The organism is Acinetobacter sp. G18, from assembly GCF_052660225.1.
Map to the genome: position 1 here is coordinate 2,709,257 of NZ_CP109658.1, position 15,600 is coordinate 2,724,856.

Consider the following 15,600-nt stretch of genomic DNA (forward strand, 5'->3'; position numbering starts at 1 on the left):
GAACTTCTCTATGAAAATTATTTCTAAACCTCAGCTTTTAAAAGATGTGGAATATAAACCAAGTAAATCTCTACAAGTGGGCAAAGAGTGGAGTTGGTTAAATCCAAAACATGCGAAATTTGATACAGCCACGGTTAATGATGCATCGGTAGATAACCCAGCCAACTACTATGAAAGCTCACTGTCTGATTGGCATACCTTTGATAGTTTAAATGCTGACATTGAATGTGATGTCGTGGTGATTGGTGGTGGTTTATTAGGTTCATCGACTGCCCTACACTTAGCTGAACAAGGTGTAGATACGGTTTTGTTAGAAAAAAACCGCATTGGTAGTGCAGCTTCTGGCCGAAATGGTGGACAACTTACTCCTGGTTTAGCACGCTGGGAAGCTCAAGAAATGGCTGACCGATTAAGCTATGAAGATGCAAAAAAACTCTGGCATTTTACCTCTACAGAAGCCATGCAACTCATTGATGATATCTCGGAAAAATACCAACTTAACTTTGATCGAAAACATGGTCACATTACCGCCGCCGTTCATGAAGGGCATTTAGTCGGCTTAACCCAAGGCGCCGATGCTCGAAAATATTTAGGTGAAGACCATACCCGTATTGTGGGTAAGCACGAACTCATGGACTTTATTAAGTCAGACTACTATACAGGTGGTTTAATTGATGAGTTAGGTGGACAAATTCATCCTTTAGCTTTAAACCGTGGCTTAATTTATGGCTTTTGCCAAAATGGCGGTACTGTTTATGAACAAACCGAAGTCATTTCAATAGAAGAAAAAGCAGATGGTATTTATGTTCAAACTGCAAATGCTGTAGTAAAAGCTAAAAAGTCTGTGGTATTGGCAGTACACCATGCTTCATTTAAACTTTTATCAGATCAAAGCAATACCACTATTCCGTTTTACACCTATGTCGCGACCACCGCTCCTTTAGAGCTTGATACCAAAGAGCTTCTGCCATTTGGACATCCGGTTTATGACACTCAATTCCAGATTGATTACTACCGACCTGTGTTTAATAACCGTTTACTGTTTGGTGGACAAGGTACTGGCACATGCTGGGGGCCAGAGAAAACTTTAAATTATCTAGAGCATCGAATTCATACCGTATTCCCGCAAATTAAAAATCTAGAGATGGATTTCGTCTGGAGTGGAACCACTGATTTAACTGTAAATGGTGCAGTCGACAGTCGTAAGTTTGGCAACAAGTTCCCGATTTATGCTGTTCATGGTTGGAGTGGTCACGGCGTTGCTCAGACGGTACGTATTGGTAAAGCCATTGCAAATGACTTTGTTGGGCAATCTAATGACTTCGAAATGTTATCTAAAATTGACCATCAAAATATTATTTTTGGCCGTACCCTTGCACCAGTTGTTATTCCGCTCGCGAAAAGTATGTATGGTATCGGTGCAATGATTAACCCGGGCAAAATGGTATCTTTCTAATTTATAAAAACGTCATTTTTCTAAAAAGGATTTGTATAGCTTTGTACGGATCCTTTTTATTTAACTGAGTAAAATCCTTTTCAAATTAGGTTATCCCCAGCCAATCCATTACAATAGCATCGGCTTTTTTAGACAGCGCATAGTATTTTGAGTAACTCAACTTCCCAATTAAAACGTGGACTTAAAAATCGTCACATCCAGTTAATCGCTATGGGTGGTGCTGTAGGCACAGGACTTTTTTTAGGCTCTGCACAAGTCATTCAATCTGCTGGTCCTTCAATCATTTTGGGTTATGCCATTGTCGGTTTGGTTGCATTTTTAATTATGCGTCAAATGGGTGAAATGATTGTAGAGGAACCTGTGGTTGGCTCTTTTAGCTACTTTGCACAAAAGTATTGGGGAAGGTTTCCCGGTTTTTTATCGGGCTGGAACTATTGGGTAGTGTACATTTTAGTGGCTATGACTGAGCTTACCGCCGTGGCTAAATATGTACATTATTGGTGGCCTCATATACCTGCGTGGGTTTCGGTTTTATTTTTCTTTGTGCTCGTCACTTGTTTGAACTTAGGCAACGTTAAATTTTATGGCGAATCTGAATTTTGGTTAGCTATTATTAAAGTTACCGCAGTCATTTCAATGATTGTGTTTGGCTTATATTTATTGCTGACAGCAGGCAACGACTCTATAGCGAGCTTTTCAAACCTATGGCAGCATGGCGGATTTTTCCCACATGGCTTTTCGGGTTTATTCTATATGCTCGCCTTTTTAATGTTTGCGTTTGGCGGTATTGAACTGATTGGAATGACCGCTGCTGAAGCAGAAAATCCTGAGAAAAGTATTCCACAAGCCATTAACCAAGTTATTTTTCGAATCTTGATTTTTTACGTGGCTTCACTCGCGATTATTATGTCGCTTATTCCTTGGAACCAACTGGACCTTGGTGGTTTAGATAAAAGCCCATTTGTCATGATTTTTAGCCAGCTTGGCATTGGCTGGGCAGCACATTTACTGAACTTTATTATTTTGACTGCTGCACTGTCAGTTTATAACAGCGGCATGTATGCCAACAGCCGTATGTTGTACGGATTAGCAGTACAAGGCAATGCCCCTAAAATCTTTGGACAAGTAAGCAAACAAGGCGTACCAACAGCCGCTGTTATCTTCTCTTCTATACTGATTTTTGGGTGTGTTTTACTTAATTATTTTGTACCAGAAGAAGCTTTAAGCCATCTTATGTACATGGCTGTTGCAGCTTTAGTTTTAAACTGGGCCATTATTAGCTTTACCCATTTAAAATTTAAAAAAACCATGAAATTTGAAGGAAAAGTTGCTAAGTTCCCTGCTCTATTTTCACCTTTAAGTAACTATGTCGTGCTCGTTTTTATCGGCATGATTTTATACATTATGTGGACCCAAGGCTTTAAAGAATCGGTAATTTTGATTCCAATCTGGATTGTTTTAATGCTTGGTTTATATAAAGTTTTAAGGTTAGATAAATCACTCTGAACGTCCTAAAAGGCTTATTCAAACAGAATAAGCCTTTCTTGTTTTAGGAACGTATAAACAAGCTTGCTCTTAGTGTAAATCTAATCAAGCCAAATATTTATCTTGTTTCTGATCAATCACCCATCACTTAGTCACTTTTAGGCACACCTGATCCATTTAAAAATGGTGCTTAAGACATTTTTAAGAGATGATTATTAAAGTACAAGTGTTTACATGATCTATAAATATTTGTGCCAATGTTCAGCTAAAATCGTGGCTGACCAGGTATATCGTTGCGATCACCAATCAGGAAAAAGACGCTTCGCCATAAGTCGTGTTCTTTACCCACTTTACTGATTCTGCTCCATTCACTGTGTCACTTAATGATGAAAGACAGGAAAAATTTTATGGAAAAAACGCTGCAATGCCCAAAGTGTGGTTCTACAGAAATTGAAACACGTAATCATGATAAATTACTTAAAACCACTGGCGGTGTTTTACTAACAGCTGCGGGAACAACAGCGGGTACCGTAGGCGGTGCTGCAACAGGTGCTTCTATAGGAGCAGCGATTGGTACAGTTGCTGGACCATTAGGTGTAATTGTTGGCGGTACTGTAGGAACTTTTGTCGGTGCAATCAGTGCAGGTATTACTGGCGGTGTAGTTGGCAATATTTTTGGTAAAAAAGCAGGCGTAATGATCGATAAGAATATCTTTCAAGACTACCGCTGCCTAAAATGTAAATACCGTTTTAAAGTAAAGAAATAATCTAATTTTCAATTGAATTAAGCAGGTAAAATCAATTTTCAACTGACTCTCCTGCTTAAACTCAATCTTTATAAAGTTCCTCAAATCATAAAGATATGAAGCAACTTATATAATAAATTAAAACCCAAATTTAGATTTTAATTTACTTCGTAATTCCATCTTGTTGATACTGAGGTGAGCGTGGGCCATATAACAAACCTGTACCCGGACTATAAGGAGTCGGAGTAAACAGTTGAGCATTTACCATACTCGCTATTGGATAAGCACGATCATTAAAGTTGCTAGAAATCTGTTCAACCAAAGCACCGACTACAGCACCAAGTAAACCAGAGTTACCATCACTACTTGATTGGGATAACTTTTTCTCACCTGTCCAAATCACATCACCTGTTTTTAAATCAACAAGTTTTGCATCTGCACTTACTGTGGCGACACTTTGAATCACTTGATATTTAGAGCCATATTCTTTAATTCGAATGTATAAAGCAGCATCTGCTCCAAAAATCTCTTGTAATTTTTGAGGAGCAATAGACTGCGCATCACTGCCATTGGTGACACCATTCTCTTTAAACATGTTGTCTACAACAGAGATGGGAAAAACATAATAGCCAGCTTCTGCTACAGGCGCTATTACGGTTGGCCAATAACTGTAAGTCGCTTTTACATCTGGTGAATCATTGACTGGTGGCAATACCAAAATTGACTTTGGCATATGAGCTTTATAAGCGGTTATGTCTTTATTCGGTGCTTGAGTAACTGCACAACCAGTAAATGTAATGCTAGAAATAACCAAACCAGCAATTAGAAACTTCTTAATCATGATTTTATATTCCCACCATTCGCATTCATTTTTTGCAATAAGCGATCCATTAAAACTGTAGACTCTGGGTAGACTTGACGTTCAAGCTGGAAATACTCGATTGCTTTTTGAGAATTATTTTCTTGTAAATACAATAATCCTAAATGCGCATATAACCCCGGAGGAACAGCTAGGCCCTTACCTTTAGTTTTTTGAATCTCAGCTTCTAATGTTGTGATTTGTGCACTTGGTGTCGCTTTTTCAGGTGCGGTATACATCAAATAAGTTTGATGCGGATAACTTCCCCAATTATATAAAGATTGAGGACCAGTGGCACAGCCCACCAATCCCAAAGCAAGAACACTACTTAAAACAATTTTTTTCATCTAAAACATATCCAAAATTATTGAATTGACCAACGGTTATTTTGAATATCTGTTACAAGATTATTTACCGCTTCACGAACAGCTAAATCGAGTACTTTACCATTTAAAGTGGAATCGTAAGAGGCAGTAGAACCAAAGCCTAAGACTTCACGTGCACCTAATGCATATTCACCAGCACCTTGTACTGAGTGCACAACTTCTGAAGTTTTTACGTCAATAATATTTAAATTAACTTTTGCATAAGCAACTTGTTGTTTACCGCGGCCTAAAATACCAAATAGTTGCTGATCACCAACTTCTTTACGGCCAAACTCAGATACATCGCCAGTAATCACATAACGAGCACCCTTAATAGATTGAGCAGTATTGCTATAACCTACTTCTTGTTTAATTTCAGATAAATTGTCGCGATTTAAAACTGAGAAATAACCAGTTTGCTGTAAATGTGTCTCAAGAATCGTTTTCGCTTGGCCACCTAAACGGTCTACATTATCTGAGAAAACTCCTCTCATATAACTAGAGCGGTTATCAAACTTACCAATAGAAACAGGAGCTTTTACTCCATTATATTTAATTGCAGAAGTTGCTGCGGTGACTTGAGGACTTTGTATCGTTCTTGATGTTTCAGTGGTTGAACATGCGATTAAACCAAAAGAACTCGCCATAGTAATGATTAATATTTTTTTCATGTTTACTCTATAAAGATAGCTAAAATACAAAGAATACATATTATATACAAAAAGACTATCAAATGAGCTGATAAATTAATCTACGAGCAAAAATCTGATCAATTAAATTAAAACTTTTAAGTAATCCACTTATTATTTTCTGAATATTTAATCATAAGAAGCATATAAATAGTCACTCAAATGAGCTGTGTATGCCTACGAAGCCAGTTAGAGAAATTCTATCTGTACAATCAAAATCAGCTACTTACTTTACGCTATTTATAAGATATGAAAGAATTACGGCCTCATATAACTTTTGAAATTTAAAATGAGAAAAATATTATTTTTAAGTTTAGTCAGTATGTTTAGCTCGTATAGCTTTGCAGAAGATAATAATTCGGTTTATAGAGGACTTGGTACTGGGCCTCAGAATTTTTTAAAGTTCCAAATACTCAAACAGAAAGGCTTTTTAGCAAAGAAACCTAATATTTCGCGAGCAGACTATAACGATATATATAAACTCAAAAAGCCTTATGAGTTTATGGGACAAAATGTCGTACTCATTTCAGATGAATATATGTCTGAATATGTGGGCTGTTGTGTGAGTGAAGGTTGGGGAGCTGTATTTAAGCAAACTTCTAATTTGAAATTGATTGAAAAATTTGCAAAAACAAATCAATGTAGTGTCGGTCCTATAGAGTCAACTAGCGATTACTATGGCTTTAAAATCCGTTCTCTGCCAAAAGGTAATTACTATGAATTATCATGTCGTGAACGTGACTTAGTTCAATCTGAATAGATAGAAATTAAATCTTTAACTTCACCATATTCATATATATGATTTAAAATATAGGGCTATAATCTTACAAAGTAGATATACTAAAAAATAAGCCAAGCCCTATATTTTTATTTTATAGTAATTACTGGTAATTTATCTCCACAGAATAATGTTCCTTGTTCCTGATAGTACATGCCAATATTCCATTCCTTTTGAATTGGAGTAAAAGTTAACCTATCTTCTTCATTAACAATTTCTTTAGAGTAATCTTTAGGCCGAATAATCTCTAACTGATATTTCTTACCATTACAAAAAACATCAGCATTCTTTATACTCTTCTCAAGAATCCAGCCATTATCTTTGATTCTAGGAACTATGTTTCTTTGATAGGTTTCCTCATTTAAGCTCTCTACAGGAATTTGAACAACAAGAAAGCTTTGAGTAGGAGCAAAAGCAATACCCTCATCTCTCAAAATAAATTTTTGATCAATAAAGATTTTATCCAATTGTTCTTTAAAAAAAATTAATTTCCCTTTAAATTGTTCTGCAGGAACATTGCTATAATCATGTAGAGCTGCTTCATTCGGACTTTTAGAGTGTGGTTTTATCTCACCATCTTTATTGCATGCTGATAAAAGACTAAGACCTGCAATCAATATTAAAAAATTAATTTTAACCATAACTCCTTCTTATATTTTACAGACCAACTATTAAATTTAGATTTTAATAATAAATTAAAAATCCAATCAAAACCTAAAAACTAGATTATCAAATTAAAACAACCAGCACAAATTTAAGTAATTTTATTCAAATAATTAAAAAATTACTTATTATAGTATTCCATATAATTATTAACTCCTAATTTATTATAGTATAATGCAAAATACCAATAATCTTTGCTTTTAAAATTAACTTCATCACCCTCTCTTGTATAATGTCGACCATGAATAGGATTTAATATATCTATAGAATAATTATTAGTATTACAAAAATTATAACAATTATCATATGAATCAACAAAATCCCAATTCTTGCTTAATAGTTTGTTTTTAATTTTATCATAATCATTAATCGAAAAATTTTCTTTATTTATTTTTATCACAATTAATTGAGTAGATCTTTTATTTCTATCAGTATCAACTTCATATGAATATTCACTGAACAACTCCTTAGAAAGCTCTTGTAAGCTAGTTGCGTTAGTACTACATGCTATTAGGGAGCAATAGAGACCTAAAATTAATAAAGAAAATATGAATTTTCTCACAATCATAATAAATTATCCAAATCAACTATTCATATTACATATATAACGTTTATGTCTAGAATGGATAAAACTTATATTCCAATAATCTACTAACTGATTCAATGACTGTCCTTCTCCAGATTGCATAACTGTACCTATCTTTATAGGAGGAACTAGCTCAAGTTGATTCATATCTCTATCACAATAAATGTAAGCTTCTTTGTATTTTTCTTTATAGTTCCAACCCCTATTATTCAACAGACCATCTATTTTATCTATAAAATTATCACTATTTTTCTCTAGATCTTTCACTTGAAATATTAATCGTTCTGCATTATAGGAAGAAAATATTTTTTTACCTAAAATTTGATTACCAAAAATATATTCAGCATCACTTTCAAATTTTTTAATTATTATATTCTTATTTTCAACAATAGTTACTTCACTTTTCTTTATGTGATCGCATGAAACACAGAAAGCTCCAATTAAAATAATAGTCATAAATTTTAAAAAGATTTTATTCCATATTTCCATTACTTAAACTCTCTAATCTATTATTTTTAATAGCTTTTTCAGCATCTAGAATTTTAAAAAATCTAGTAGTACCTTTCAGATCATATATTCCTATAATTAACTAAGAATCTCACCTATTTTTTACAGCATTGCTTTCACGTATTAGCAGCAAGTATTTCACTTCGCATTTATTCACACAAATCATCTCCCCACTTATAGTATCGATACAAAACCGTATTAACATCATAATTAGTTATTTTCAACTCTCCGCCTTTATAATCTTGAATCTTGCCAAAGGTTGGGTTGACTATATTAATTTTATTATTTGGACCTAAACAATATGTATCAACTCCATGCCCTTGCCCTTTTAACACCCATCCATCTTTGTCTAAATACCTGACTATTTCCTCTAATTTCCTAGAGTCTTTAGTAAATTCAAAATAAGAAACTTGTGCTTCATATTTATTTATAGAATCTATAATTTCAATATTATCGCCTAATAATGCTTTCATCTTCACTTCAAATGGGTATTTATACGCAGGCTGTTCACAAACTCCATTAGAACAACCCACCTGTAAAAACAAGAAAAATAATGCTATATATCTGAATAAATTACTCACACAAATCCTCACCCCATTTATTATAGCTATAAGATATCGCATCAAAATTGTAATCTGTAATATTTAGTTTTCCGCCTTGATAGTCATAAACACCAATTGCAGTGGGGCTAACAATATTAATACTATTATTAGTCCCTAAACAATATGTGTCTACCCCTTGTCCATGTCCCTTTAATATCCAACCATCTTTTTTTAATTGATTAATTACTTTTTTCAATTTATTGTGATCTTTTTTAAATTTAAAAGAAGAAATTTGAAATTCTGCTTTACTCAATGAGTTCACAATTTTAAGATTACCACCTAATAAAGCTTTCATTTTTGCTTCAAATGGATACTTATCTGAAGGTTGCTCATATATTCTATTAGAACAACCTAATTGAATTAATAAGGAAGAAATTAATATAATTTTCAAAAAATCATTCACACAAATCCTCGGCCCATTTATTATAACTATAAGATATAGCATCAAAATTATAATCAGTTATATTTAGTTTACCTCCTTGATAATCATAAACACCAATTGCAGTAGGGCTAACAATATTAATACTATTATTAGCTCCTAAACAATATGTATCTACCCCTTGTCCATGCCCCTTTAATATCCAACCATCTTTTTCTAATTGATTAATTACTTTTTTCAATTTATTAGGATCTTTTTCAAATCTAAAAGAAGAAATTTGAACTTCTGCTTTACGCAACGAGTTTACAATTTTAAGATTATCGCCTAACAATGCTTTCATTTTTGCTTCAAATGGATATTTATCAGAAGGTTGAGAATAAATTTCACCACATCCAGTAAATATAAAAAGTATAAAAACAACCAAACTCAAATTATTTAACTTCATACTTATTTGCCCCTAACTAATCTCTTAACTTTATCTTTACACTTAAATAATTTTTTCTACTAAATATTTATTATCGGTAATTCATTTCCACAGTACAATGTTCCTTGTTCTTGATAATACATACCAATATTCCTTTCTTTTTCAATTGAAGTAAAAGTTAACCTATTTTCTTCATTAATAGTTTCTTTAGAGTAATCTTTAGGCCGAATAACCTCTAACTGATATTTCTTACCATTACAAAAAACATCTGAATTTTTTATACGCTTCTCAAGAATCCAACCATTCTCTCTAATTCTAGGAACAATATTTCTTTGATAGATTTCCTCATTTAATCTATCTACAAGAATTTGAACAACAAGAAAGCTTTGAGTAGGAGCAAAAGCAATACCCTCATCCCTCAAAATAAATTTTTGATCAATAAAGATTTTATCCAATTGTTCTTTAAAAAATTTAATTCCCCTTTAAATTGTTCCGCAAGAACACTGCTATAATCATGTGGAGTAGCTTCATTCGAACTTTCGAAATTTTAAATTGAGGTTTTATTTCAACATCTTTGTTGCATCCTGATAATAAAAGACTAAGACCTGTAATCAATATTAAACAATTAATTTTAATCATAACTCTTTCTTATATTTTGCGTACCAACTATTAAATTTAGATTCAACAATAATTTCAACAAATCTAATTAAAACTTAAAACCAGATTATCAAATTAAAATAAATACTACAAATTCAAGAAATCTTATTTAAATAATCAAATTTACTTACCATAATATTCCATACAATTATTAACTCCTAATTTATTAAAGTATAATGCAAAATACCAATAATCTTTGCTTTTAAAATTAACTTCATCACCATCTCTTGTATAATGTCTATCATGAATAGGATTTAATATATCTATAGAATAATTATTAGTTTTACAAAAATTATAATAATTATCGTATGAATCAACAAAATCCCATTTTCTACTTAATAGTTTGTTTTTAACATCATTATAATCATTAATCGAAAAATTTTCTTTATTTATTTTTATCACAATTAATTGAGTAGAGCTTTTATTTCTATCAGTATCAACTTCGTATTTATATGTACTAAATAATTCATTAGAAAGCTTTTTTAAATCGACTTTTTCATGTACATCATTCTCTTCATTAAATGATGTACAGCTTATAATTAAAATAGATAAAAAAATATAATAAAGTATTTTTTTCATGCTATAACCCTTAGTCTTGAGTACGAACCAAAGTTGGTTTACTGTCGCTTACACTTATATCTACTCCAGGGGTGCCAATACCTGCTTCAATACCTACAGGTCCATTTCGATCAAAGAATGAACCAGCTGGAGTAGTTACTCCAATCCTCGCTCCCCACCATCCAATACTTTGGGAAATCCCCATACCAGTTAAAAATTCATCTGTTGCCTTGGAGTTTGTTAAACCTGATGGCTTATTAAGAATATATCCAGCCATACAACTTCCACTAAACATTTTTTTTAGTTTACTTAAATTTGCAGGGCCGACTTTAAAACTTTTATCTATACTCTTTTTAGCAATATCACCAACTGTTTGAGCATGATCTTTCATATCTTTTACTCCAGTCAAGGAAACTCCGCCAGCAGTATAGACATTACCATTATGTAAATTATAAATTTTAGAACCTCCAAATGCAGAAAAACCACCTGAACATATAACATAGTCAAAAAGCGGTTCTATTGCTAATTCACACTGCTTACCTGTTTTTAACCAGCAATCATAATTTCTTTGGCCTTGATATGCTATACCAGCCTGAGCACTAGCGGGGATACCAAACATTTCACCATAATTAAAACTATTTAATCCTTCTGGATCAATCCATTGATTGGGATCACTTACATAACTAGAGGTATTCATACCTCCCTCTAGCCCAATCGGATCTTTACTCACATATCTTGCACTATGAGGTTCATAATAACGATAACGGTTATAGTGCAGTTCTGTTTCTTGGTCGTAATACTGACCTTGAAAGCGTAAATTATTTTGTTCAAATGGATTATCTTGATTTACCGTTTTAATTTGCAATACCGCGCCCCATGTGTCTTGCATAATTTCCCATACACATTCACCGCGGGTATTGGTCATGGTTTGAGGTGTTCCGACCTGATCACAATGGTAAAATGTAATCTGCTCTACATCAGTACGCTTTTTGCGAGCATTACTATTCCATACTGGGTCTTTATAAATAGAATAAGGTTTTGTTTGATATTCCTGATAATCAGGAGTTTCTATCAGTTGAATAAAATCCTTATAACCTGTTTGTAATAGTGGAACAAAGCTATCAGGTTCATAAATATAGTGCTTTGTATAACTAGTCTGTGCCGATTTGACAGACTCCCATATCATTAAATCGCCATCCCAACCAAATAATGTTAATTCATTGGATGTTTTTTTATAGAGTCGACGACCAAAGACATCGTAACCATATTCTGTAACTAGACCATTATTATTACTACGAATAAGTCTGTTTTGGTTGTCCCAAGTCAGCTTAAGGTTTTTACCAGCCTGAATAATCTCTGTCACATTACCTTGTGCATCGTATTGGTAGTGTTTACCTTTATAACTTTTAATAAGGTTATTTTTAATTTGTGCTGGACTTAATACCGAGTCAGAATCAATTAAGTTACCAGCTGGGTCAAAATTAAAACTTTCTGTTTTATGTAAACTTTGAGCTGTGATTAAGCGCCCAATTGGGTCATATTGATAATTGAGCTTACCCAAACGGCTATCTTCAACTTGACTAAGCAAATAGTTTTGATCGTATTGATAGTGTCTATGTGCTTGATATTGTAAATAGTCTTGAGTTTCTTGCTCAGGTTGAATGAACTGTGAACTCAGTAATCCCACATCATTATATTGTTTAGTTTGAATAAGCCCATTTGCTAGTAATCGTGTTGTTTCTCTATGCAAATCATCACGCTGAAATGAAGCAACTTCTTTGTTATTTAAACCAATTGCATAAATATGCCCTGAACCATAAACAAGATGATTCAGTGTATGTCCATCAGGTCGAATTGTTTTAATTAAATTTCCAAGCTCATCATATTCATAATGTAATACTGCTGTGAGCGGTTTCAGTTCTGGAATTTTATAATGCTGGTGCTCTCTAACCAACTGCCCAAGTGCATTGCGATAGAAATCAATTTGGCTAACCTCATTACTAGCTCGGCTCAGCTGGTTATTCAGGTTATAGTCAAATTGCTCTGTTTGTTTCTGGCCTGTATGTAAATGGGTAAAGCTTTTCGAAGCAATTTGCCCATCTGCATAATAGTCAAATTGAGTCAGTATATTTGGTTGACGGATTTGAAATAACCTTCCGTTCTCATTGTAAATATAGTGCTTTTCCTCTCCATCAAAGGCCTGCTCACGTATCAAATATCCATACGGATTGTATCCAAACAAATATTCAGCTTGATTCTGGTTAATCAGCTTTTGAATATGGCCTTGTTTGTCCCATTGATAAGTTACGCTATGTCGATTGGCATCAATACGCTGCTCTAATAAGCCAACTTGATTGTACTTATATTCCGTTACTAAACCTTTAGTATCTATATGCTTAAGTAAGCGTCCTTCTTCATCATGTTCAAAGTATTCTTTTAACCCATCAGGATAAATAATACTTTGCAGCTGTCCTTTATCTCGGCCTTTGGTACTGTAAAAATACTGTACAACTTTATTATTTGCAGTTTGTTGAACTGTCAGTGCACCATCTTCATCATATTCCCATGTACTGCTCTTACCTGAGCAATCGGTATATGAAATCATCTGCCCCAATTCATTATATTGAATGGTTTTGACACCACCTTTTGCATCAATGACTTCAACCAGTTGATTATCATTGTTATATTTGTACTGTGTGATGTGCCCTAATGGATTGATTTCTTTACTAACATTTCTATTTTCATCGTATTCTCGTTTCCAAATACTACCTTCTGGCTCTTTAATTTCAACTAAGTTACCCTGCTCATTATATGCAAAACGAATTATCCCACCGTTTGGCTGAACAATTTTAACAAGTTGATCTTGATCATTATATTCTTGTTGAGTCTCTCGTCCTTCAAAATCAATTTGACGAGTAATCCGCTTTTTCCCATCACGGCTATACCATGACTCCCGCCCATCCGCTAAACGAGTTCGATAAGTAAACCCATTGAGGTCAAAGTAATAATAAGTTGGCACATCATAAGCATCATAAACCGCCACTTGACGTAAGTGCGGATGCCATTTTAGTTTGGTATGGAAACTACCATCATCAGCCCATTCTTCTATCGCTTTAGCTTTGGCTTCAGTTGATTCATAGCGAATATTTTGTCCACGCCCTGTACGGTCTGTATAACGTGTTAGTTGATGAAAGTTATTGTATTCATATTTTCTTGTATGACCATTCTGATCAATCGCTTGAGTCAAGTTACCTTGGGTATCATATTCATAACGCGCTAATGGTTCGGCTTTATCATCTAAAAACACCGCAATCATTTTAACTTGTTCATTAAAAGCAAATTTTAATTGGTGCTTGGTATGTTCTAATTGAAAATCAACATGTTGAAGATAAGCAGCTTTATCGAAAATAAGATAACTTAAGTCAATCTTTTCTTGTGTTTTTTCATTGAATTGTTGAATCAATTGATAAGGCTGTCCAACTGAAAACTGATGAAATTGAAAAGACCAGTCTCCACCGAAGTTTAGAATCAGATCTCCATTTTTAAGAGGTTGTACTGTTATTCCCTGATAAGGAACTTCATAAGTTTCAAGTGTAATAGAAGCTGGCAGTTGATGCTTTCGCCCTTTACTATCAATAAATAGATAGCCTTGAGCAGTTTGTTGAATCATATTGGAGAATGGCATCATCCAACGTGCACCGACCATACTTTGATCAAACTCATCCATTTGTGAGTTATATTGCCTTATAAAAGAAAAACCTATTTTCGGTAAATAGAAGTCTGCATGTTGAACCCGTTCAGCACCAATTGAATAGCTAATACTTTTTCCAGATTGGGAATCAGGACCTTCACATGGAGGAGCATTTAAAGCATCTGCCTGTAAACTTACAAACTCTAAAGTGTCTCCTTTCGTATGGCGTTCATATTCCCCCGTCTGGTTGATTGGCACACTTGCACTGCCTTTGTTTTCTAAAGCTTGTATAGCTTTCAATGTTTCTTGTAATAGCCATGCCAAAGTATATTTTTGGCCAGCGTTTGCTTGTTGCTGTAAAGTTTGACTTAAAGCTGCAATAGCTTGAGTTGCTTCTTGTTGCAAACGACTTGTTATATTTGGTTGTATTTTAGGGGTTAAGTCTGCTTGGCTCGGCTTCCCTAATAAATCAATGAGTGGAACAGCCCAGTTGCTAAATTTGAGTTTCGGATCTCGTTTTTCTGCACTCGCACCTGTCACAGTGGTTATTCCTGCATTTATACCTGTTGCAGGGGTCGCCATGCTTTGTAGGATGGTTACACCCAATGTTGTAGCACTAATAAGTAAACTGCCTAACTTCGCTTGAGTCTCTTTTAAAAACTTCTCTAAATCTCCAGCGATCATCGCATTGAGATGCAAACCTAAACGCTTAATATCTGTTTCTTTAATTTTTCCATTTTCTCGATATAAGCACTCTGCCATTAAACCAAACATCGGACGTAAAGCCATGCGCGCATGAGCTTCGTTATTCGGTTCCGAAAATAAACCAATTAAATTTGCAGCAAGTAACGCTCCACGTTGTGCAGCAGCTTCACCAGTTTTCTTATCTGTAGCATAGAGCATTAGGTCTAGTACACTACCTGTCAATGCAAAGATATTAGCAACTGTGGTTATGTTGGCCTTACTTTTTATTTGTTCTAATGAGGTATTTCCGCACACTTGTAAATACAACTGAATCTGACTTGCGATCATTTGCAAGTCTGCTACATCCGTCACGCTATTTAAGTTAAAAACAGCAAGTTCAACAGTAGGTTGTTTTTTAATTTCTTTATGTTGTGTATTCTCATTAGCCATTAATATAAAACCTTTAATTCA

At 34.0% G+C, this 15,600-nt stretch carries 16 protein-coding genes; 4 read left to right on the forward strand and 12 right to left on the reverse strand.

Annotated elements, in window-relative coordinates; all coding sequences use genetic code 11:
• Nucleotides 1-10 precede the first annotated feature (10 nt).
• The 3 genes from NE363_RS12860 to NE363_RS12870 all read left to right on the forward strand — a co-directional run bounded on the left by NE363_RS12860 (nt 11) and on the right by NE363_RS12870 (nt 3,708).
• Nucleotides 11-1,456 (forward strand): NAD(P)/FAD-dependent oxidoreductase, encoded by a 1,446-nt coding sequence (locus NE363_RS12860; protein WP_445535219.1) that lies wholly within the window; start codon nt 11-13, stop codon nt 1,454-1,456.
• Between the two features lie 147 nt (nt 1,457-1,603).
• Nucleotides 1,604-2,962 (forward strand): amino acid permease, encoded by a 1,359-nt coding sequence (locus tag NE363_RS12865; protein ID WP_445535220.1) that lies wholly within the window; start codon nt 1,604-1,606, stop codon nt 2,960-2,962.
• Between the two features lie 386 nt (nt 2,963-3,348).
• Nucleotides 3,349-3,708 (forward strand): hypothetical protein, encoded by a 360-nt coding sequence (locus NE363_RS12870; RefSeq protein ID WP_445535221.1) that lies wholly within the window; start codon nt 3,349-3,351, stop codon nt 3,706-3,708.
• A 142-nt stretch (nt 3,709-3,850) separates the two neighbouring features.
• Here NE363_RS12870 and NE363_RS12875 read toward each other — a convergent pair whose 3' ends face one another.
• The 3 genes from NE363_RS12875 to NE363_RS12885 are packed head-to-tail and all read right to left on the reverse strand — an operon-like array spanning nt 3,851 to nt 5,582.
• On the reverse strand, nt 3,851-4,528 hold the full coding sequence (locus tag NE363_RS12875) for a DUF799 domain-containing protein (RefSeq protein WP_445535222.1): 678 nt from the start codon (nt 4,526-4,528) through the stop codon (nt 3,851-3,853).
• On the reverse strand, nt 4,525-4,893 hold the full coding sequence (locus NE363_RS12880; protein ID WP_191106794.1) for a DUF4810 domain-containing protein: 369 nt from the start codon (nt 4,891-4,893) through the stop codon (nt 4,525-4,527). The genes NE363_RS12875 and NE363_RS12880 overlap by 4 nt, the downstream gene beginning before the upstream one ends.
• Before the next feature lie 17 nt (nt 4,894-4,910).
• On the reverse strand, nt 4,911-5,582 hold the full coding sequence (locus tag NE363_RS12885; protein ID WP_002048002.1) for a CsgG/HfaB family protein: 672 nt from the start codon (nt 5,580-5,582) through the stop codon (nt 4,911-4,913).
• A 307-nt stretch (nt 5,583-5,889) separates the two neighbouring features.
• Between NE363_RS12885 and NE363_RS12890 the strand changes: the two genes are divergently transcribed.
• Nucleotides 5,890-6,360 carry a hypothetical protein gene (locus NE363_RS12890; RefSeq protein ID WP_134263244.1) on the forward strand — a complete coding sequence of 157 codons (471 nt, stop codon included), beginning with the start codon at nt 5,890-5,892 and terminating at the stop codon, nt 6,358-6,360.
• A 107-nt stretch (nt 6,361-6,467) separates the two neighbouring features.
• Here the strand turns inward: NE363_RS12890 and NE363_RS12895 are convergent, their stop codons facing one another.
• The 9 genes from NE363_RS12895 to NE363_RS12935 form a co-directional block, all read right to left on the reverse strand.
• The gene (locus NE363_RS12895; protein WP_240060725.1) at nt 6,468-7,019 is read right to left on the reverse strand and encodes a hypothetical protein; all 552 of its coding nucleotides are present in this window, start codon (nt 7,017-7,019) and stop codon (nt 6,468-6,470) included.
• Between the two features lie 143 nt (nt 7,020-7,162).
• Nucleotides 7,163-7,609, reverse strand: a complete 447-nt coding sequence (locus tag NE363_RS12900) for a hypothetical protein (protein ID WP_445535223.1) — start codon at nt 7,607-7,609, stop codon at nt 7,163-7,165.
• A gap of 15 nt (nt 7,610-7,624) precedes the next feature.
• Nucleotides 7,625-8,116 carry a hypothetical protein gene (locus NE363_RS12905; protein WP_445535224.1) on the reverse strand — a complete coding sequence of 164 codons (492 nt, stop codon included), beginning with the start codon at nt 8,114-8,116 and terminating at the stop codon, nt 7,625-7,627.
• Between the two features lie 167 nt (nt 8,117-8,283).
• Nucleotides 8,284-8,715 (reverse strand): hypothetical protein, encoded by a 432-nt coding sequence (locus tag NE363_RS12910; RefSeq protein ID WP_445535225.1) that lies wholly within the window; start codon nt 8,713-8,715, stop codon nt 8,284-8,286.
• A complete protein-coding gene (locus tag NE363_RS12915) occupies nt 8,708-9,181 on the reverse strand; it encodes a hypothetical protein (RefSeq protein WP_445535226.1) in 474 nt (157 codons plus the stop codon). Before NE363_RS12915 ends, NE363_RS12910 begins: the two co-directional genes overlap by 8 nt.
• Nucleotides 9,132-9,560 (reverse strand): hypothetical protein, encoded by a 429-nt coding sequence (locus NE363_RS12920; protein ID WP_212511742.1) that lies wholly within the window; start codon nt 9,558-9,560, stop codon nt 9,132-9,134. The genes NE363_RS12915 and NE363_RS12920 overlap by 50 nt, the downstream gene beginning before the upstream one ends.
• A 59-nt stretch (nt 9,561-9,619) precedes the next feature.
• The gene (locus tag NE363_RS12925) at nt 9,620-9,994 is read right to left on the reverse strand and encodes a hypothetical protein (RefSeq protein WP_000357775.1); all 375 of its coding nucleotides are present in this window, start codon (nt 9,992-9,994) and stop codon (nt 9,620-9,622) included.
• Nucleotides 9,995-10,319: 325 nt separating this feature from the next.
• Nucleotides 10,320-10,775, reverse strand: coding sequence for a hypothetical protein (locus tag NE363_RS12930; RefSeq protein ID WP_000723253.1), 456 nt, complete (start codon nt 10,773-10,775; stop codon nt 10,320-10,322).
• 10 nt (nt 10,776-10,785) lie between these two features.
• Entirely contained in the window at nt 10,786-15,579 is a 4,794-nt protein-coding gene (locus NE363_RS12935) for an RHS repeat-associated core domain-containing protein (RefSeq protein ID WP_445535227.1), read from the reverse strand.
• Between the last annotated feature and the right edge of the window lie 21 nt (nt 15,580-15,600).